The sequence below is a fragment of the Actinophytocola glycyrrhizae genome (assembly GCF_042653545.1).
In the GTDB taxonomy this organism is placed as follows: Bacteria; Actinomycetota; Actinomycetes; order Mycobacteriales; family Pseudonocardiaceae; genus Actinophytocola; species Actinophytocola glycyrrhizae.
On the sequence record NZ_JBHSIS010000023.1, the window covers coordinates 53,534 to 72,477 of the forward strand.

Consider the following 18,944-nt stretch of genomic DNA (forward strand, 5'->3'; position numbering starts at 1 on the left):
TCTCCTGAGTTACTGGATGATGATCAAGCCGAGGCGGCACGCACGCGCGCGTCGTTGAAGCGGCCGACCGCGCGGGTGTGGAGGTGCCCGTCGACGGGGTCGACGTCGACCTCCACCCGGATGCCGTACGCGCGGGTGAGGTTCGTGGTGGTGAGGACGTCGGCGGGCGCGCCCTCCGCGGTGACGCGGCCCGCTTCGAGCAGCAGCAGGCGGTCGGCGACGGCGGCGGCCTGGTCGAGGTCGTGCAGCACGACGCCGACCCCGACGCCGTGCTCGTCGGCGAGGTCACGGATCACGTCGAGGATCTCTACCTGGTACCGGAGGTCGAGGAAGGTGGTCGGCTCGTCGAGCAGCAGCAGCGCGGTGTCCTGGGCGAGGCAGCTCGCGAGCCACACCCGCTGCGCCTGCCCACCGGACAGCGCCTGCACCGGGCGCTCGGCGATCGTGGTCAGCCCGGTCAGGGCCATCGCCCGTTCGATCGCGGCCGGCCCCTGCGGGTCGCGGCCGCCCCAGCGGGAGCGGTGCGGGTGGCGGCCGAACTCGACCAGTTCACGCACGCAGAGACCGCCGGGGGAGGTCCTCTGCTGCGACAGCAGGGTGATCCGGCGCGCGAGGTCCCTTCCGGACAGCGCGCGCAGGTCGGCACCGTCCGCGAAGGTGACGTCGCCCGCGACCGGCGGGTGCAGGCGGGCGAGTGCGCGGAGCAGCGTCGACTTCCCGCTGCCGTTCGGGCCGATCAGCGCCGTGACCGTGCCGGCCTCGAGCGCGATCGACGCGGCGTGCACGACGACGTCGCGACCGTAGGCGACGTCGATCTCGCGAGCGGACACGCCGTTGACGGCTGGCGGGGTGAAGGACACAGCCACACAGTAAAGAAAGGCTTGCCTAACCTACAAGCCCGGGGTGGTCGCCGGCACACCGTCAGGACGGAGTGTGTGCACGCGGCTACGCTGCCGCGCATGAGCTGCCGACTGTCCGAACTGGTCGTCGACTGTGCCGACCCGGTCGCCCTGTCCCGCTTCTGGTGCGCGGTGCTCGACTACGTCGAGCTCAGCCGGGAGACCGACGACGACGGCATCGAGATCGGCCCGCCGTCGGGTTTCGGCGGCCCCGCGCCGACGCTGGTGTTCAGCCGGACCGCCGAGCCCAAGGCGGGGAAGCTGCGGCTGCACATCGACGTGAACCCGGTCGACCGCGACCAGGACGCCGAACTCGAGCGGTTGCTGTCGCTCGGTGCCCGGCCCGCCGACGTGGGGCAGACCGGCGAGGAGTCATGGCACCCGCTGCAGGACCCGGAGGGCAACGAGTTCTGCCTCCTCCTGCGCCGGCTGCCCGAGCTGTGATCTCGACAATCGACCCGCGCCGTTTCCCTGAAGTGTCAGCTGCCGCTCATCGTTCGTGACACACCGCGCAGCGCCTACTCGCACGTGGATTCGTCGCGTGCGCAATGATGGTCGCGTCATCTGGGGGCGCGTGCTCGGGCCCGCGCGAATGAGAGAGCAAGAACGTTGAGCAGTCTGGGGCCGACCCCACAGCCGCGGCCGGGAAAGATCGGATTCCTGCGGTACTTCCTCGTCCGCGACCGGGTGCTCCGGTACGCGGAACACGCCATCGGCGGCTGGGCGCCGACACTGCGCGCGGCGTTCCTGATGATGACGGTCTTGGTCGGCGCCGTGGTACTGGTCGGCATCACCCTCGGTTTCCCGGGCGCGCTGGTCGGTGCGCTGGTGAGCGGCGTCGCGCTGTACCGCGTCGGCCGCTCGACGGCCTCGGCGCGCTAGGCCACTCAGTAGGCTCGTGCACGTCCGTGCCGTCGAGAGCGAGGGAGCCCATGGCCGAGTTGACCGCGGAAGAGACCGTCCAGGCCGCAGACAAGGCCATCCACGAGGTCGGATCGGCGTGGATGACGCACCCCGACACGCAGGCACGCGGTGCGGCCCACGGCTACCCCAAGCCCATGGCGTTCTACTTCGCCGGGCGCGGTGGCGTGCTCGGCAACGTCGACGCCGCCGTGGTCACCGCCGCGATGGGCTTCTTCGACCCCGGGTTCGTGCGGCTGATGTGGGACCGGGGCCTCGCGGTCGCGAGCGCACGGGAAGGTGCCCGCCGGTACGCGCAGGCGTGCGCCGACTGGGCGACGGACCACCTGACCGGGTTCGCCGGGACCGACCGGCTCACCGAGCTGGCCGGGAAGGTCGTGTCCGGCGCGGAGGAGTCCGGGCTCCCGCTGTTCGCGGGCTGGCGGGCCCAGCCCCTCGCCGACGGCGGACCGGCACGCCTGCTGCAGCTCGTCCACGTGCTGCGCGAGTGGCGCGGCGGCCTGCACCTGGTCGCCACCACGGCCGCCGGGCTCCGCCCACTGGAGGCGATCCTCACCAACGAGGGGCAGCAGCAGGCCCGGTTCTTCGGCTGGCGCGACGAGCTGCCGGACTGCGAGCACCTGAAGGACCGGCAGGTGCAGGCGCAGCAGACCACCGACCGGCTGGCCGCCGACACCTACGAACGCGCACTCACCCCGGCGGAACGCGCCGAGTTCACCGACCTCGCACACGCCCTCGCCGACGAACTGCGCTGACTCGCGTCCGCTGGTCACCGCAGACTCGCAGGGCTTCGGCAAGTCGGGTCGCCCGGGATCGGGGCCCCGCTTCGCGGGGTCGGGCGCGTTGACGGCGCGGCTGATGCCCTGAAAGGCGCGTTCAGGGCGCTGGGCGCCCTGAACGGCCCATTGACGGCACTCGCCACACCGTCGACGCGTCTTTCACGGCTGCTCGCCGGGCGCCGCGCGGGCGTGAGCGCCATGTCCTGAACGACTCTTCCGGGACGTCGGAGCCGCACTCCGGGACGCCAGTCATCGCAGAATTTCGCCGAAACCGGCCGGAACGCAACCCCCACCCGAACCCGGGGGCGTCCCGCCATGCCAGTCTACCAGTGCCCGCCGACGAAACAAGGGGTGCGGGCTCAGCTGTGGACAACTCACCCGGCTGTGGACAACTCACGGGTGGTGGCCCGCGTCTAGACGGCGTCCAGGGGGCCGGGGAGGCGGAGTTTCCAGCCGTACGGTGCCGGGTGCCAGCCCGGTGCCGGTCGCACGTCGGGCATCCGGTCCAGCAGCACGTCCAGAGCCACCCGCGCCACGGTGGTCACCAGGGAGTGCGCCGGGCAGTGGTGTGGGCTCGCGCCGAAACCCAGGTGGGTGCGGATCTCCCGGTGCACGTCGAACCGGTCCGGGTCGGGGAACTCGGCCGGGTCGCGGTTGGCCGACGCGAGTGCGACCGCCAGCCGTGCGCTGCCCGGGATCTTCCTGCCCCCCAACGAAACCGGGCGCGTCGTCCGCCGGGAGACCGTGCCGACCGGGCCCGCCCACCGCAGCGCCTCGTACACGGCGGGGCCCAGCAGCTTCCGGTCGCGGCGCACCTCGAACAGTTGCGGCGGGTCGGCCCACAGCGCGGCCAGTGTCCACGCCGCCAGCCAGCCCGGTTCGACGACGCTCATCGCGACGTGCTTGAGCAGTTGCAGCACGTCGGCGTCCGCCTGCGCCAGGCGGGCGACCACCGAGTCGTCCGGGCGGTTGCGCAGCCGGTCCACCACGACCGACACGTCCGCGTCCTCCGCCATCGCCGTGATCGCCGCGACGTCGAGGGCCGGGTCGCGGCCCGCGTCGTTGACCACCCGCGCCAGTGTGTTCCCCCAGCGCCGCAACGTCTCCGCGCCGCCGACGCCGATGCCGAGCAGTGTGGCCTCCGCGACCGCCGCGACCGGTTCGAAGTACTCGGCCGTCAGGTCGGCGCGGCCCGCGGTGAACACGTCGTCGGCCGCCTTGCGGGCCACGGGGCGGGCGATCGTCTCGATGTCGTCCGCGTCGAGACCCGGTTCGTAGGCCATCCGGAACACGTCGTGGACATCGGCGTGCTCACCCGCGAACCGCACCGGGTCGGACAGGACGGTGAGCGCGTCGCGCCACCGGGTCACGAGCCACAGCCCGGCATCGGGCACCCAGCTCACCGGCTCCTGCTCGCGGAGCCGCGCGTAGGTCGGGTAGGGGTCGGTGTCGAGCTCGGCGAGCGTGGTCATCGCACCCTTTCCGGTGTGTGCGGAAACCGTCGGGAAAATGATGGCACGGGCCGGAACACAATGGCCTCGTCGCGGGGTGCCGGGTGTGCGTTACTCGGCTGTTGGGGTGACTTCGATTGCGCCGAAGGGGTACGCGCCTGCCCGAGTCGCGGGATGTCGAGGAATTCACCGCGTACTCGCGGAATGCGCCGCGCGGTCACCGGTGAAGAAGTTCGAACTAGGCGATGACCAGGTGATTCACGGTATGTCGGCAAGTGTCTTCACGGGTCCGCGACGCGGTGTGTCATTTGCCGAACCCATTCGGCGCGGAAATGGTGGAAAGTGTCTGTCGCGGGGCGTGAGGGCGCTCCCGTGCTGTTACTGCATTTCGGTATGACCGGTGCGCTGAAGTGGTGCCACGTCAATAGTGCGCGGCGGCCACACGGCCGAGTGAATCCGAATTCGCGGCCGGTGAGTCGCGCTGCCGAGACGTCGGAAGCCACCGGGCCTTCGCGGCGGCGTTTGCCGGGCCGCGCAGGCAGGTGAAGACGACATCCGGACCAGTCGCGTCCGCCGACGAGAGCCGGTGCGCGCGGATCAGGCCGCGCCGCGTTCCACCCCGCCCGGCGGCGTGACGTTGAGGACGGTCGACACCGGGATCAGCGTCACCGTCTGACGCAGGCGGCTCTCGGACAGGCGAATGCCAAGCCACAGCTCACCGGTCATCGGGTCCTGCTCCAGCGGGCCAACGGCCTCGCCGACACGGAACCGCTCGCCGCGCTCGTCGCGCAGGAGGAACGTCACCATCGACCCGCGGGCTGGACCCGCATCCGCGTTCGCCACAACAGCTCACCTCTACCGCCAGGGGGACTTCACGGCAGGGATTCCCGGGACGACGCGAAACTATGCACGCGATTCGCGTCCGCATCCGCTGACCGGTTCCGGCACACTCACCGCTGTGCGGATGATCCTCGCGGTTCTCGCGGTCCTCCTGCTGGCGAGCTGCGGCGTCGCCCAGCCACCGGAGCGGACCCGGTTCACGCAGGTGGAGCTGCCGCCGGGGACCGTCCCGGTCCGCATCGCGGCGGCGGGTGACGAGCTGGTCGTCGCCGTGAGCGAGGACGGCGGGCCCGGCATCGTGCGCCACCGCGACGGCCGGAACACCGAGGTCCCGCTCACCCCGGCGACCGGCTATGGCGCGGAGGCGCTCTGGTACTCCCTGGCCGCCCGCCCGGCCACGAGCGGCCCGGAGATCCTCGCCGTCGGCGGCAGACGCGGCGGCGCGCACGGCAACGTCCGCTGGAGCGTCTGGCGCACCACCGGGACCGGCGTCGCCGAGCAGCCACAGCCGTTCTCCACGTTCGGCGGGCTCGGCGCGGGCGACCTCGTCGACGCGGTCCTGCCCGACACGGGCCCGCTGCTCGTCGGCACCTGGCAGAGCCACAGCGCCGGAACCGACCCTTCTGTGTGGACGACGGACGGCACGACGTGGACCAGACGGAGTTCGACCGGAACCCCGCTGGAGAGCACTGGAGCGGCACTGAACTACCCCATGGCCGCCGCCTCGAGGGGCGCTGAAGTCGTGATCGCGGGCTGGCAGGTCGTCAAGGGCGTGCCGAGGCCGGTCGTGTGGACGTTGCGCGACGGCACGGCGACCCCGGTCCCGCTGCCCGGCAACGGCCGGATCGGCACCGCCATCACCGTGAGCTGCGAAAAGACGTGTTCCGTCGCGGGGAGGGTGGACGGGCGCCTCGCCGTCTGGCAGGGCGGCGGCGACACCTGGCGGCGCGTCCCCGGCGTACCGGAGGTGCCCGTGGGGGACAGGGACCGGCCGCCGCCACCCCTCGGGGACACCCTCGTGTACTCCGATCGGGGTACTGTCCGGATTGCTACCCTCAGTGGCGGAACTCGCGACGCGGCCGGCCCCACCGGAGTGGTCACCGGCGTCGCACGGGTCGGCGACAGCATCTACGTGCTGGCGGGGCCCGGAAACGACAGCCAGGACAACAACCAAACCCTGTGGCGCGCAGGTACGGGCTGACCGCCCGACCGCGCGTCGGCTCGGGCGGTGCCGCACAACGAGTCGGTCGTCCCGCGATATGACCACACGATCGCGGTGGCGGTCCTGACTCGGTAAAGTCACCCTTGGGTCGAGAGGCGCTGCAACGGACTGGGGTCCGCCACGCTCGGCCTGGACGGATCCATTCCAAGGGCGCCTCCCACCACACTGGGAGGTCGCATGAGCAAGGAAAACGCCCTTCGCGCGCTCTTCGACGAGCGGATCGCCGTGCTGGACGGCGCGTGGGGCACCATGCTGCAGAACGCCTCCCTCCAGCCGGAGGATTACCAGGGTGACCGGTTCGGTGACCACACGCACGACGTGACCGGTGACCCCGACCTGCTGAACATCACGCGCCCGGACGTCGTCCTCGACGTGCACCGCCAGTACCTCGCGGCGGGCGCGGACATCACGACCACCAACACGTTCACCGCGACGTCCATCGGCCAGGCCGACTACGGCCTGCAGGACCACGTGCGCGAGATGAACATCGAGGGCGCGAAGCTCGCGCGGCAGGCCGCGGACGAGTTCGGCGGCCGGTTCGTCGCCGGGTCGATCGGCCCGCTCAACGTGACCCTGTCGCTGTCGCCGAAGGTCGAGGACCCGGCGTACCGCGCGGTCACGTTCGACCAGGTCAAGGCCACCTACGCGGAGCAGATCAGCGCGCTCGCAGAGGGCGGCGTCGACGTGCTGCTCATCGAGACGATCTTCGACACCCTGAACTGCAAGGCCGCCGTCGCCGCCGCGCACGAGGTGGCGCCGGACCTGCCGCTGTGGATCTCGGTCACGATCGTCGACCTGTCCGGCCGCACGCTGTCCGGGCAGACGGTGGAGGCGTTCTGGCGTTCCGTCGCGCACGCGAACCCGCTGGTCGTCGGCGTCAACTGCGCGCTGGGCGCCGAGGAGATGCGCCCGCACGTCGCCGAGCTGGCCCGGCTCGCCGACACCTACGTCGCCTGCCACCCCAACGCGGGCCTGCCCAACGCGTTCGGCGGCTACGACCAGACACCGGACGAGATCGGCGCGCTGCTCGGCGACTTCGCGGACGCGGGCATGGTCAACATCATCGGCGGCTGCTGCGGCACCACCCCGCCGCACATCGAGAAGATCGCGCAGGCCGCGCGCGGCAGGACCCGCAGGCCGTTCCCGGCCGTCGAGCAGCGCACCCGGTTCTCCGGCCTCGAGCCGTTCGAGATCGGCGCCGACACCGGCTTCGTCATGATCGGCGAGCGCACCAACGTCACCGGCTCCGCCAAGTTCCGCAGGCTCGTCGAGAGCGACGACTTCCAGGGCGCTGTCGACGTCGCGCTCGACCAGGTGCGCGGTGGCGCGAACCTGCTGGACGTCAACATGGACGCCGACCTGCTCGACAGTGAGCAGGCGATGACCACGTTCCTGAACCTGATCGCGACCGAGCCGGAGGTCGCGCGGATCCCGGTCATGGTCGACAGTTCGAAGTGGACGGTGCTGGAGGCCGGCCTGAAGTGCCTGCAGGGCAAGGGGGTCGTCAACTCGATCTCCCTGAAGGAGGGCGAGGAGTCCTTCCTCGCGCAGGCACGCAGGATCCGTGAGTACGGCGCAGGTGTCGTGGTCATGGCGTTCGACGAGCAGGGCCAGGCCGACACCGCCGACCGCAAGGTCGAGATCTGCGGGCGGGCCTACGACCTGCTGACGCGGCAGGCGGGTTTCCCGCCGGAGGACATCATCTTCGACCCGAACGTGCTCGCGGTCGCGACCGGCATGGCCGAGCACAACGGCTACGCGAAGGCGTTCCTCGACGCGCTGCCCAGGATCAAGGAACGCTGCCCCGGTGTGCACATCTCCGGCGGCATCTCGAACCTGTCGTTCTCCTTCCGCGGCAACAACGTCGTCCGCGAGGCCATCCACTCGGCGTTCCTGTTCCACGCGGTGCAGCTGGGCCTGGACATGGGCATCGTCAACGCGGGCCAGCTCGCGGTGTACGAGGACATCCCCAAGGATCTGCTCGAACTGGTCGAGGACGTGCTGTTCGACCGCCGCGAGGACGCGACCGACCGGCTCGTCTCGTTCGCCGAGAACGTGAAGGGCAGCGGCACCAAGCGGGTCGTCGACCTGGCGTGGCGCGAGGGCACCGTGCAGGAGCGGCTGTCGCACGCGCTCGTGCACGGCATCGTGGACTTCATCGAGGACGACACCGAGGAGGCACGGCAGCAGTACCCGCGGCCCCTTCAGGTGATCGAGGGTCCGCTGATGGACGGCATGAAGATCGTCGGCGACCTGTTCGGCTCCGGCAAGATGTTCCTGCCGCAGGTCGTGAAGAGCGCACGCGTGATGAAGCGTTCGGTCGCCTACCTCGAACCGTACATGGAGGCGGAGAAGGAGCGGCTGCGCCTCGAAGGCAAGATCGACACCGGTCGCGGGCAGGGCAAGGTCGTGCTGGCCACGGTCAAGGGCGACGTGCACGACATCGGCAAGAACATCGTCGGCGTCGTCCTCGGCTGCAACAACTACGAGGTGATCGACCTCGGCGTGATGGTGCCCGCCGCGAAGATCCTCGACACCGCGATCGCCGAGAGCGCCGACGTCATCGGGCTGTCCGGCCTGATCACCCCGTCGCTGGACGAGATGGTCGCGGTGGCCGCGGAGATGGAGCGGCGTGGGCTGAAGCTGCCGCTGCTGATCGGCGGCGCGACCACGTCCCGCCAGCACACGGCGGTGCGGATCGCGCCCGCGTACTCGAACAGCACCGTGCACGTGCTCGACGCGTCCAGGGTGGTCGGCGTGGTGTCGGACCTGCTGGACACCGACCGCGCGGAGGCGCTGGACAAGCGCAACCGCGAGGAGCAGGACAAGCTGCGGGTGCAGCACGAGAACAAGCGCCGCCAGCCGCTGCTGACGCTGGCGGCGGCACGCGCGAACCGCGAGGTCGTGTCGTTCGACGACACGCCGACGCCGGACTTCACCGGCTTGCGGGTGGTGGAACCGACCATCGCCGAGCTGCGCGAGATGATCGACTGGCAGTTCCTGTTCCTGGCGTGGGAGCTGAAGGGCAAGTACCCGGCGATCCTCGACCAGCCGGTGGCGCGGGAGCTGTTCGACGACGCCAACACGATGATGGACCAGATCATCGCGGATGGCTCACTCACCGCACGCGGGGTCTACGGCTTCTGGCCCGCGGCTTCCGACGGCGACGACATCGTGCTGGCGTCGGGGGAGCGGTTCCCGATGCTGCGGCAGCAGACGCAGAAACCGGAGGGCCGCCCGAACCGCTCGCTGGCCGACTACGTGGCGCCGTCCGGGGACCACCTGGGTGGTTTCGCGGTGGCGATCCACGGCGCGGAAACCCTGGCGGCGACGTACGAGGCACAGAACGACGACTACAGGGCGATCATGGTGAAGGCGCTGGCGGACCGCCTCGCGGAGGCGTTCGCCGAGCACATCCACCTGGCGGCACGCCGCAGCTGGTTCGAGCCGGACGCGCAGCCGGAGCTGGCGGACCTGCACGCGGAGCGGTTCCGCGGCATCCGCCCCGCCCTCGGCTACCCGGCGAGCCCGGACCACAGCGAGAAGGAGCTGCTGTTCACGTTGCTGGACGCGGGATCCCTCGACATCGGCCTGACCGACAGCTACGCGATGACCCCGGCCGCCGCGGTGTCCGGCCTGATCTTCCAGCACCCCGGCTCGCGTTACTTCACGGTCGGCCGCATCGGCAAGGACCAGGTCGTCGACTACGCCGCGCGCCGCGGCATGACGGTCGAGGAGATCGAGCGCTGGCTCCGCCCGAACCTGGCCTACGACCCGGAATAAGAGCGGGAACCGCGACGGCCCACCCGCACGGAAGCGGGTGGGCCGAAGGGAAGAGGGCGCCGGCCGGAGGCTGGGGGGAACATCCGGCCGGCGTTTCCCGGCCACCTCGTGCGGCGGACCGAGCCACGTCAGCAATGCCCTGGGGGTGTAGACACCGCTGGAAAGGCTCCGATCCTTGCTGCCGCAATCGGTGACCAACCTGTACAACGGACGACCCCCGGGTTACGTTCCCACGCCGACGTGCCGTCCATCACACGGAGTGACAGCCGGGCTGGCGACCTGAATCCGCCACCCGAGACGCAAAAACCTCGCACGACCTCGATGTTCGGCGATGGTGGTCCCGCAGCCTGTGACCAGCGAACACCACACCGACGCGTCCTGGTGTCGCAGTGCGTAACCGCCTGACGGGATCGGTCCCTCGATCAGCTTTTCCCACGCATCGTGATCATTGCCCACCTCAGAGTGAAAGTGGGACAGTCGTCACATCGGCACTAGGATCATGTGTCCTGCCGACGGAAGGGTGTTCCGCCGTGAACGCATTGATCTTGATGCTCATCGGCCTAGCCATGATCGTGGCCGGCTACCTCTTTTACTCTAAATACCTGGCCAGTCGGGTCTTCCAGCTCGACGACGGATTCGTGACGCCGGCACACGAACTGCGTGACGGTGTCGACTACGTCCCCACCAACAAGTTCGTGCTCTGGGGACACCACTTCACGTCGGTTGCCGGAGCGGCGCCGATCGTCGGACCGGCGATCGCGGTGATCTGGGGTTGGCTCCCGGCCTTCCTGTGGGTCACGCTCGGCACGGTCTTCTTCGCCGGTATGCACGACATGGGGTCGTTGTGGGCCTCGCAGCGCAACAAGGGCCGGTCGATGGGGGCGCTGTCCGCGCGTTACATCGGCGGCCGCGGCGCGAAGCTCTTCCTGGTCGTCATCTTCCTGCTGCTGCTGATGGTGATCGCGGCGTTCGCCGTGGTGATCAAGAACCTGCTGATCGGCACACCGTCCGCGGTCATCCCGGCGTGGGGCGCGGTGCTGGTCGCGCTGGTGGTCGGCCAGGCGGTCTACCGCTGGAAGATCAACCTCGGTGTCGTCACCGTGGTCGGCGTCGTCGCGCTGTACGCGCTGATCCTCCTCGGTGACAGGTTCCCCGTCGAGTTGCCCGACCCGATCCTCGGCATGTCCCCGGGCACCTTCTGGATCGTCGCGCTCTTCCTCTACGCCGGCATCGCCTCGATTCTCCCGGTGTGGGTGCTGTTGCAGCCGCGGGACTACATCAACGGCGTCCAGCTCTTCGTCGGCCTCGGCATCCTGTACGTCTCGGTGCTGCTGAGCGCGCCGACCCTGGTGGCTCCGGCGTTCAACGACAATCTCCCCGCGGACACGCCGAGCATCGTCCCGTTGTTGTTCGTGACGATCGCCTGCGGTGCGATCTCCGGCTTCCACGGGATGGTTTCCTCCGGCACCAGCTCCAAGCAGCTCGACAAGGAGACCGACGCCCGGTTCGTCGGCTACTTCGGTGCCGTTGGCGAAGGTCTGCTGGCGCTCGGCGCGATCCTCGCCGCCACCGCCGGGTTCCGCACCGTCGCCCAGTGGGAGGAGATCTACAGCGCGTTCGGTGAGGGCGGTGTGGGTGCCTTCGTCGACGGCGGCGGGAACCTCGTCAGCGCCGGTCTCGGGCTGCCGGCCTCGCTGAGTGCCACCGTTCTGGCCACGATGGCGGTGCTGTTCGCGGCGACCACGATGGACACCGGCGTGCGGCTGCTGCGGTTCGTCGTCCAGGAGGGCGGCCAGGTCGCCGGCGTCCGGATCGGCAAGCTGGCGGGCACGGTGATCGTGATCGTCGTCGCGGTCGGACTCACCTTCAGCCAGGGTGTGGACGGCAGCGGCGGTCTGCTGATCTGGCCACTGTTCGGCACGACCAACCAGCTGCTCGCCTCGCTGACGCTGGCGATCATCGCGGTGATGCTGATCCGCAAGCGGCGCAACCCGTTGCTGGCACTGATCCCACTGGTGCTGGTGTTCGTCATGGCGTTCTACGCCGCGATCAAACAGCTGGGCACCTTCAGCGAGTCTGGCGAGTGGATGCTGCTCGTGCTGGACGTCGTCATCATCATCGCCGCGGTCTGGGTCGCGGTGGAGGCGGTGCTGGCGATGCGGCGGGCGAGCAAGGAGCCGCCGGAAGCACCGGACGCCGACCTGGTCGACGCCGGTCTCGGCAAGCGGTGACGTCGCGCTGGGCTGCCTTCACGGCGGGTCTGCGGGAGTTCTACGCCGGTCCCTACCGGCGTACGTTCGCCCGCGCCCGCCGTGAGGAGGACGACCTGTTCACCGTGGTGGTGCTGGGGGAGGCGCTCGGCGTGCCCGATCCGGCGGCCTACTACACGGTCGAGCTGATGCCGGCACTGTATCCGGAGTTCCACGACTGGCACCGCCGGATGGGGATGGACCGCTCCCCGCTGGAGCACGTCGGATGCTGCTAGAGCTCGCTCGCGGCCGCCGGGTGCTCTTCGTCGGCGGCAAGGGCGGAGTCGGCAAGACCTCGCTGGCCGCCGCCCTCGCGCTCGCCAGGGCGCGCGCGGGCGGGCGGGTGCTGATCGTCTCCACCGATCCCGCACACAACCTCGGGCACCTGTGGAACACCCCCATCGGCGACGAACCGACCCGGCTGGCCACGCTTTCCCGTGATGGCGAGGAGGCGTACGTAGACGGGTTGGAGGTCGACCCGGCGCGCACGGTCGACCGGCATCTGGCCGCGGTCCGGGAAACGATGCGGCGACTGCTGCCGGAGCGGTTGCACGGCCAGGCCGACCAGCACCTGGCGCTGGCCAGGCAAGCACCGGGAACCCACGAATCGGCCGTGCTGGAACGAATCGCCGAAACGGTCTCACTGGGAGACGACTCCTACGACCTGGTCGTGTTCGACACCGCACCCAGCGGCCACACGCTGCGACTGATGGCACTGCCCAAGCAGCTCACCGCGTGGACGGAAACCCTGCTGGCCAACCGGGACCGCTCGGAACGATTCGGGGCGGCGCTGCGCGGCATCGCCAGTACACGGCACGACCCCGAACCTGATTCCGACGCCGAGCTGCGCCGCGTGCTGCTGCGCCGACAGCACCGGTTCGCGCTGCTACGCGACACCATCGCCGACCCGGCCCGAACCGGCTTCGTCCTCGTCCTGACCGCCGAACGGCTCCCCGTCGCCGAGACCCTCGACGTCCACGCACAGCTCACCGAACTCGGCGTGAACGTCGCGGCCCTGGTCGCCAACCGCCGCTCCCCAGCCGACGCCGGTGACCTCCTCGCCGCCCGCCGCACCCAGGAGGACCGCCAACTCACCGTCGTCCGCGACCAGATCCCCGGCGTGCCGCTACTGGAGATCCCGCTGCTCCCCGGCGAACTGGTGGGGATGGAAGTACTCGGACAACTGGCTGACCTGCTGGAGTGACGCGGTCGGCGCCAGCTCCGCACGCTCGTCACCGGACAATGCACGCAGTCATGCAGCGAGTATGCGGGCGCCTGAAATCCCGGTAATCATGCATAGATATCACACCCCAACCAGAATTCCGCCACGTAGGTGATCAACCGTTCGTCGCACCCGATCATCGGAATCGATCACACCGTGAGTCACTTCGCCGAGGCGGCGATCGCCGGAAGTTCCATGATCGCAGCATCTTCACGCGAGCACGAGCCGCATTGGCCACCGCCGTCATCCAGCGTGCAATCCGACGAAATCCGAACACCAAACTATCTCCGGGTATCGGCAACTCCGCACCGCTATGTAACATGTCGCTCATCGCGAGCGACTGTGTGAGGGTGGTGTAGACCAACAACCGACCACTGTGGCAAGATCCACGGCACGAGCGGACGAGGTGACACATGATTTACCACCTCCACGGTGGTAAGAGTCCCGACCAAGGTCACGCACGTCGTGGTGCAAGCAGACACGTGAACAGCGGTCGTCGGCACGGAGAGAGGCAGCCATGACGAGCAGCGCCACTCGCCGCGGCCTCTTGTGGTTGACCAGCGGAGTCTTCGCCACCATCGTCGCGGCGTTGGTCAACGAATTGACCGATCAGCTCGTGCTCGCCCTTCTTGTTGGTATGACCTTCGCGGCCGTCGCGGGAATGGCGATCAATCCGATCGTCGCGGTGGCCGAGAAGCGAGCGGAACATTCGCGCCGGTCAGCCGCCGGAGCCGCCCCCAGATCCGATCTTGCTTCCCACGTAAGAGACCCCGGTGAAGGCGCCTACCGCGGCAACGGTAAACCAGGTATCCCATTTCATAACCATGATGACGAGCACGCCTAGCAGGGTGAGCCAGGTGATCACACCGAGCACCTTGACGTACCACTTGTCGTGCTCGAGCCACTTCGTCATCGAGTGAAAGATGCGGCCTGCGCCGTTGAAGAGCTGCTGCAGCACCGTCTCCTGCCCACCGCCCTGCGGTGCGGATTCGACGGTCTTCTGCTGTTCCACAGGCGGCGCCGCCGCGGCCACCTCACCGGCCAGCGGGCGCGACTGCTCGTCCGGCCCCGGAGACCTGCCGGCCTTCGCCCTGGCGGCCGCCGCCTTCTTGCGACCTCTTTGTGACATGTGGTGCTCCGGAAACGGGGGGACGATGGGAGGCTGGCGGTCGGTGGTTCACTGTCATCTCGGTGCGGTGTCGGCCGCCTCGGATAAGGACGCCGACAACTCGCGCACCAGCTCGTCGATCAGCGACCGCGAGTCCGCTGGGTTGAGTGTCTGCCGGTAGACCTCAGCGAAGGCCTTCTCGTACGAGGCGACCCGATCCTCGTCATGGCGAATGAGGTGCTCGGAGTCGCCAGCCTCGCGGTAGACGATCATCTCGCTCGACTCGCCGGTCAGGTCCGAGGCCGGGATCGTCATGATCACGAACTGTTCCCACAGTCCGAGGTGCACGTCGGCCGCGAACGGGATGACACGCAGCTCCACGTTCTCCCTGACACTCATCCGGGACAGGTGCGCCAACTGCTCCATCAGCACCCCACGGCCGCCGACCTGCCTGCGGAGCATCGCCTCGTCGATCAGGAAGACGAATTCCGGCGCGTCGGGAGCGACGAGGATTTCCTGCCGGAGAGTGCGCGCGGCGGCCAGCTTGTCGAACTTCTCGCCGGAATGCCGGACGGCGAGCAAGGATTTCGCGTAACTCGACGTCTGCAGCAGACCGGGAAGAGCGAAGGAGTTCACCGAACGAATCACCGAAGCCGCCTCCTCGTAGGAGAGCAGCACGTTGTACTCATGCGAGAAGTACTTCCGGTAAGCGCTGAACCGGTCTCGCTTTCTCGCCACCTTGGCCACCTCGACGAGGCGGGTCACGACGTCGGGAGACGCCACACCGTAGACGTCGAGGAGGGCCTTGACATCCGTCGCCGAGACGCTCACGATCTCGGCCTCGATCCGCTGGATCTTGGAGACCGACCAGTCGATGGCCTCCGAGACCTCCGCCTGGCTCAGCTCGGCGTTCTTCCGGTAGTCGACCAGCCGCTTGGCCAACCATGCCCTGAGCACCAACGAGCTCGGAGATCGATCAACCTGCTCCATCCTCACTCCTTCGAGCTCCACCCATCAGTGTGATTGGCTGCGCGGCCATCGGCTGTCCCGCAGATTGGCCCGGCGAACGCACGCTACACGATCACCCCTGGTCCGCGCGCACATGCCACGCTGGATGCAACCGCCAGAGTGATGATGTCTTGTAGTGTTTAAGGCAACACTGTGTGTGATAGCGTCACCCGATTGCCGCCTGGAACCACTCGATCGTGCCGCGCTCGACGAGAACGCACCCATACAGCGGATTCCCTGGCTTTCCCGGGCTCAGATAATAATTCCGACTGTTGGCACGCCAACTACCTGAGGGGGCTGGTTGATGACAAACAGCACCGCGTGGCGCCGCAGCTCACGCTCTTTTGGGGGCGATTGTGTCGAGGTCAACAAAACTCCGACGCACGTGCATCTACGCGACTCGAAAGATCCTGGACAAATACTGGACATACCCGCGGACGACGGCGGTGGTTTCATCGGGTTCGCGAAGAGGCAGTGGCGTAGCCGCATGATTCCTCAGCCCGGTACCTTCGGTGGCGCGTCGTCAATCGACCTCGCGTAGCTGCCCGGTCAGGGTGAACATGTGCATGGCGTGGTCGTGCGGTGCGGTTCGCGGTGCTCGCCCAGGCGGGCCGTGCCCTCGGTCGCGTTCGGGTCCATCGGACGCCCGCGGTGAGAGTGCCATGCTGACCCCGGAGTGCGGACCTACTGGCGCAGGCGTTGCATATATGCAACACTAGGGCACGCGTATACGACTGCGGACTGGAGGTGAACACGTGTCGACTGCTCCGACGGCGTACTGGGACGACCTGGCCGAGGACCTCAAGGACCCGGAGTTCCTGCGCTCGTACATCACCGAGAGCCTGCGAGTCTCGACCATCGATCAGCTTGTACACGATCTCGATGAGGCGAGGACCGACCTCGGGTTGTCGAAGGCTGACCTGGCACGTGCGATCAGCGCGGACCCCGCCGTGATCCGTCGCCTACTCACTCTCGGGCACCGCAACCCCACGGTCGGCACCGTCGCGGAAGTGGCGGCTGCCCTGGGGCTGAAGGTGGCGTTGGTGCCGATGACCGATGAGGAACGTGAGCATCTGGCGGAGCCTCTTCGTTCGGGAACGGTGAACGACCCAGAGGCACTGGCGCGGAAGTTCGCGGCCACCTGCGCTTCGTGATCAACTCAGAAGAGATCGGGGATTGCGCTTCAGATACTCCTCCCCGAGGGCGCGAACCGCGGCGTAGTCGGCTGAAGCCAGCTCCGTGCGGAAAGGCTTGTCCCTGCCGTCGATGATGACAAGCAAGGGCTTGTCCTGGCCTTGGGCGTCGTAGTCGAGGCGGCAGAACAACCGGTAGTGGTGCCGGCCAGGCCCGTCCTTGCGGACTTCGAACCATCCGGTCATGTCACCGTGCATAGCCTCCCAGGCGCCACCACCGGCGAAGCGTTTGGGAGGAGCTGCTGCAACAGCGTTCAGGACCGCGAAGAACTTGGCTCGCACCCCAGCGGGGCAGACCTTCCGAAGAAAGACACGTCCAGGCACAGTCTCGTCGGGATCTTCGTCCGCATGACGCTGAAAGAAGACGATGTCATGAGCATCGTCTGAAGACGGCCCCGTGCGGACCCGGGACGGGGGCGTGGGACCTGAGCGTTTCCGAGCGAGCACGACGCCACGATAAGAATGACCGCCACATGTTGCGAGTTGACGCACGAGCAATCGGCGAAATGTCGACGCAGATGACATGATTCGTACGCTGCGGTCGTAGTTGGCGTCATCGGTGGCGTTGCCGCCGCGGGCCGTGCGGCTGGCGTGAGCGGAGCGGAACTCAGCCGTGCCGCGATGGATGCAGCCGCCCGTCGCCAAGGCGACGGGCGGTCCGTGGTCGTGGATACCAGACTGCCGGTGGAGCCGATCCCGACCTGGTCCCCGAGTGGGCCGGCACTCGGACCAAGCCGTACGCGCGAGCTGGGACGACCTGGACGCGACGGCCCAGGACCGAACCCTTGACCGACGCGAGTACCGCCCGATCGCAGAACTGCTGTTCGACCAGTTGCGGCGGCGAGGCCTCAGCGCAGAGCGGACGTTCCGCGATCTGGTCTCGATCGTTGCATACCGTGACCAGACAGCAGAGTCGTCATTTGGTCAGTCATTAGGTCGAAGGTCCTGATCAGATATTTCACCTGTTTCGAGCGCATGAGCAAGGATCTCGTGGAACTCATCGTGAACCGCACGTTGATCCGACCATGTTTTGCTTAGGTGAACTATTTCTCTGGCTTCAACCAACGGGATCCCTAGCACGCGAATCAACACAAGCATACTTTCAACCATTGTGCCACCTTCGACGCGAAGTTGATGCAGCACTTTCTCAGCATCGGCGCCGTCAGCGAACATAGCCTCTGCGAGACGTTTCGCATCCTTGAACTTCTCGGTGTTTTCCATAGCGGCCTCTACCTGGGGGAACGTGATGTCCGGCTCGTGCCCAACTGGACCGGTACGCCGCACACCTGTGATACGCAAATGAGTGTAGCCCTGGCTCTGAGCTTGCGGAAAAAGGTCCTCCCTAACCGCACGGAGCATCGCCGCAGCACCTCTCACACCCAAGGAGTCGCGGTCCATCCCGCCAGTACCGTAGACCGCGATATCCTTGAGTACCAGAACCGAACCGTCAACATCGACCTGCGCCATCATCTCCAACGGGCCGGCATCCGTTTCAATCTGGTGATAGTAGATTTCACCTGGAGTAAACGGTTCACATGCGTTGTGAACCAAGACTCCAGCGCCATCTCGTTGCTTCGCCGAACGCACATAGAAGGTGTGCAGGCCTTCGACAGTCAAGTTGTACGCCAGCGAAATGCTGGTGTCGGCAACAGCAAAGTTAGCTACTTGAACGTGGGGTCCATCTGAGGTTGACAAGACGTCGCCGCGACCCAATAGGTCAGCGCGCTGCAATTCGTGGTCGGTGAGATTTGTAGAAGGGGTGGTCTTCCGCAGTGGAGAGAACGCGTGCACGGAAATGTAAGTATTCGGTACCGAGAGTGTTAGCTAGCTGTCAGACTCTGTCTTCCTCGTTCTCGGAGATCTGATCCGACTCCGGCGTGAATCGCGTGAAATAGGCAGCTAGATCACGGTGAGAACTGCCGATCATCGTCGCCAGCTCCCGGACCGCCACCGGAGGGATCTCCACGATCCCGTCCGGGTGTTGGATCAGCTTGTTGTGCGCCCACATGGTCATCCAACGGAACTCGGCGGTGCTGTCGGCGAGCAGTGCCCGCAGATCCACCCGTACCGACAGGTTGTCCAGGTAGATCCGCGCCCGTTGTAATGCCAGGCCCATCAACAGTGGGGCGCTGACACCCAGCGCGCGGCACACCTCGATGAACCTCAGTAGGGTTAGATGCCGGGTGCCGTGTTCATAGGACAGTTGAACCGCCCCGGGTTCGGTAGAGACTCGTTACTGGGGTCAGGCGACCAGACTGGTCAGGTCGCC

At 67.7% G+C, this 18,944-nt stretch carries 18 protein-coding genes and 1 riboswitch; of the genes, 10 read left to right on the plus strand and 8 right to left on the minus strand.

The features are described 5' to 3' along the window. Positions 1-23: 23 nt before the first annotated feature. Complete coding sequence (locus tag ACFPCV_RS34600) at positions 24-860, minus strand: ABC transporter ATP-binding protein (RefSeq protein WP_378061262.1); 837 nt, start codon at positions 858-860, stop codon at positions 24-26. Between the two features lie 99 nt (positions 861-959). On the opposite strand from ACFPCV_RS34600, the gene ACFPCV_RS34605 reads away from it, so the two are divergent. The 3 genes from ACFPCV_RS34605 (at position 960) to ACFPCV_RS34615 (ending at position 2,575) form a co-directional block, all read left to right on the plus strand. Then, the gene (locus ACFPCV_RS34605) at positions 960-1,343 is read left to right on the plus strand and encodes a VOC family protein (protein WP_378061263.1); all 384 of its coding nucleotides are present in this window, start codon (positions 960-962) and stop codon (positions 1,341-1,343) included. A 165-nt stretch (positions 1,344-1,508) separates the two neighbouring features. Further along, a complete protein-coding gene (locus ACFPCV_RS34610) occupies positions 1,509-1,781 on the plus strand; it encodes a hypothetical protein (RefSeq protein ID WP_378061265.1) in 273 nt (90 codons plus the stop codon). A gap of 50 nt (positions 1,782-1,831) precedes the next feature. Next, a complete protein-coding gene (locus ACFPCV_RS34615; RefSeq protein ID WP_378061267.1) occupies positions 1,832-2,575 on the plus strand; it encodes an SCO6745 family protein in 744 nt (247 codons plus the stop codon). A 437-nt stretch (positions 2,576-3,012) separates the two neighbouring features. On the opposite strand, the gene ACFPCV_RS34620 is transcribed toward ACFPCV_RS34615, so the two are convergent. Together ACFPCV_RS34620 and ACFPCV_RS34625 are read right to left on the minus strand one after the other, a co-directional pair. Then, positions 3,013-4,071: a cytochrome P450 gene (locus ACFPCV_RS34620; RefSeq protein WP_378061269.1), complete on the minus strand. Its 1,059-nt coding sequence runs from the start codon at positions 4,069-4,071 to the stop codon at positions 3,013-3,015. Positions 4,072-4,647: 576 nt separating this feature from the next. Then, a complete protein-coding gene (locus tag ACFPCV_RS34625) occupies positions 4,648-4,893 on the minus strand; it encodes a hypothetical protein (protein ID WP_378061271.1) in 246 nt (81 codons plus the stop codon). A 115-nt stretch (positions 4,894-5,008) separates the two neighbouring features. On the opposite strand from ACFPCV_RS34625, the gene ACFPCV_RS34630 reads away from it, so the two are divergent. The 5 genes from ACFPCV_RS34630 to ACFPCV_RS34650 all read left to right on the plus strand — a co-directional run bounded on the left by ACFPCV_RS34630 (position 5,009) and on the right by ACFPCV_RS34650 (position 13,348). Further along, positions 5,009-6,091 (plus strand): hypothetical protein, encoded by a 1,083-nt coding sequence (locus ACFPCV_RS34630; RefSeq protein WP_378061272.1) that lies wholly within the window; start codon positions 5,009-5,011, stop codon positions 6,089-6,091. Positions 6,092-6,196: 105 nt separating this feature from the next. Further along, positions 6,197-6,275, plus strand: a riboswitch (S-adenosyl-L-homocysteine riboswitch). A gap of 14 nt (positions 6,276-6,289) precedes the next feature. Then, a complete protein-coding gene (metH, locus tag ACFPCV_RS34635; RefSeq protein WP_378061273.1) occupies positions 6,290-9,895 on the plus strand; it encodes a methionine synthase in 3,606 nt (1,201 codons plus the stop codon). A gap of 530 nt (positions 9,896-10,425) precedes the next feature. After that, positions 10,426-12,126: a carbon starvation CstA family protein gene (locus ACFPCV_RS34640; RefSeq protein WP_378061275.1), complete on the plus strand. Its 1,701-nt coding sequence runs from the start codon at positions 10,426-10,428 to the stop codon at positions 12,124-12,126. Beyond that, on the plus strand, positions 12,123-12,380 hold the full coding sequence (locus ACFPCV_RS34645; RefSeq protein ID WP_378061277.1) for a cory-CC-star protein: 258 nt from the start codon (positions 12,123-12,125) through the stop codon (positions 12,378-12,380). The genes ACFPCV_RS34640 and ACFPCV_RS34645 overlap by 4 nt, the downstream gene beginning before the upstream one ends. After that, positions 12,371-13,348 (plus strand): ArsA family ATPase, encoded by a 978-nt coding sequence (locus tag ACFPCV_RS34650; RefSeq protein ID WP_378061279.1) that lies wholly within the window; start codon positions 12,371-12,373, stop codon positions 13,346-13,348. The genes ACFPCV_RS34645 and ACFPCV_RS34650 overlap by 10 nt, the downstream gene beginning before the upstream one ends. Positions 13,349-14,084: 736 nt before the next feature. Here the strand turns inward: ACFPCV_RS34650 and ACFPCV_RS34655 are convergent. Together ACFPCV_RS34655 and ACFPCV_RS34660 are read right to left on the minus strand one after the other, a co-directional pair. Continuing rightward, positions 14,085-14,495 (minus strand): hypothetical protein, encoded by a 411-nt coding sequence (locus tag ACFPCV_RS34655; RefSeq protein ID WP_378061280.1) that lies wholly within the window; start codon positions 14,493-14,495, stop codon positions 14,085-14,087. 54 nt (positions 14,496-14,549) lie between these two features. Next, positions 14,550-15,464, minus strand: a complete 915-nt coding sequence (locus ACFPCV_RS34660; RefSeq protein WP_378061282.1) for a helix-turn-helix domain-containing protein — start codon at positions 15,462-15,464, stop codon at positions 14,550-14,552. Between the two features lie 322 nt (positions 15,465-15,786). Between ACFPCV_RS34660 and ACFPCV_RS34665 the strand changes: the two genes are divergently transcribed. Both ACFPCV_RS34665 and ACFPCV_RS34670 read left to right on the plus strand, forming a co-directional pair. Then, positions 15,787-16,023 (plus strand): DUF397 domain-containing protein, encoded by a 237-nt coding sequence (locus ACFPCV_RS34665; RefSeq protein WP_378061284.1) that lies wholly within the window; start codon positions 15,787-15,789, stop codon positions 16,021-16,023. A gap of 214 nt (positions 16,024-16,237) precedes the next feature. Then, entirely contained in the window at positions 16,238-16,636 is a 399-nt protein-coding gene (locus tag ACFPCV_RS34670; protein WP_378061285.1) for a helix-turn-helix domain-containing protein, read from the plus strand. On the opposite strand, the gene ACFPCV_RS34675 is transcribed toward ACFPCV_RS34670, so the two are convergent. The 3 genes from ACFPCV_RS34675 to ACFPCV_RS34685 form a co-directional block, all read right to left on the minus strand. Beyond that, positions 16,637-16,957 (minus strand): hypothetical protein, encoded by a 321-nt coding sequence (locus ACFPCV_RS34675; RefSeq protein WP_378061287.1) that lies wholly within the window; start codon positions 16,955-16,957, stop codon positions 16,637-16,639. It abuts the gene before it with no gap. Positions 16,958-17,599: 642 nt separating this feature from the next. After that, on the minus strand, positions 17,600-18,466 hold the full coding sequence (locus ACFPCV_RS34680; RefSeq protein ID WP_378061288.1) for a polymorphic toxin-type HINT domain-containing protein: 867 nt from the start codon (positions 18,464-18,466) through the stop codon (positions 17,600-17,602). Positions 18,467-18,506: 40 nt separating this feature from the next. Next, the gene (locus tag ACFPCV_RS34685; protein WP_378061289.1) at positions 18,507-18,827 is read right to left on the minus strand and encodes a hypothetical protein; all 321 of its coding nucleotides are present in this window, start codon (positions 18,825-18,827) and stop codon (positions 18,507-18,509) included. Positions 18,828-18,944 lie beyond the last annotated feature (117 nt).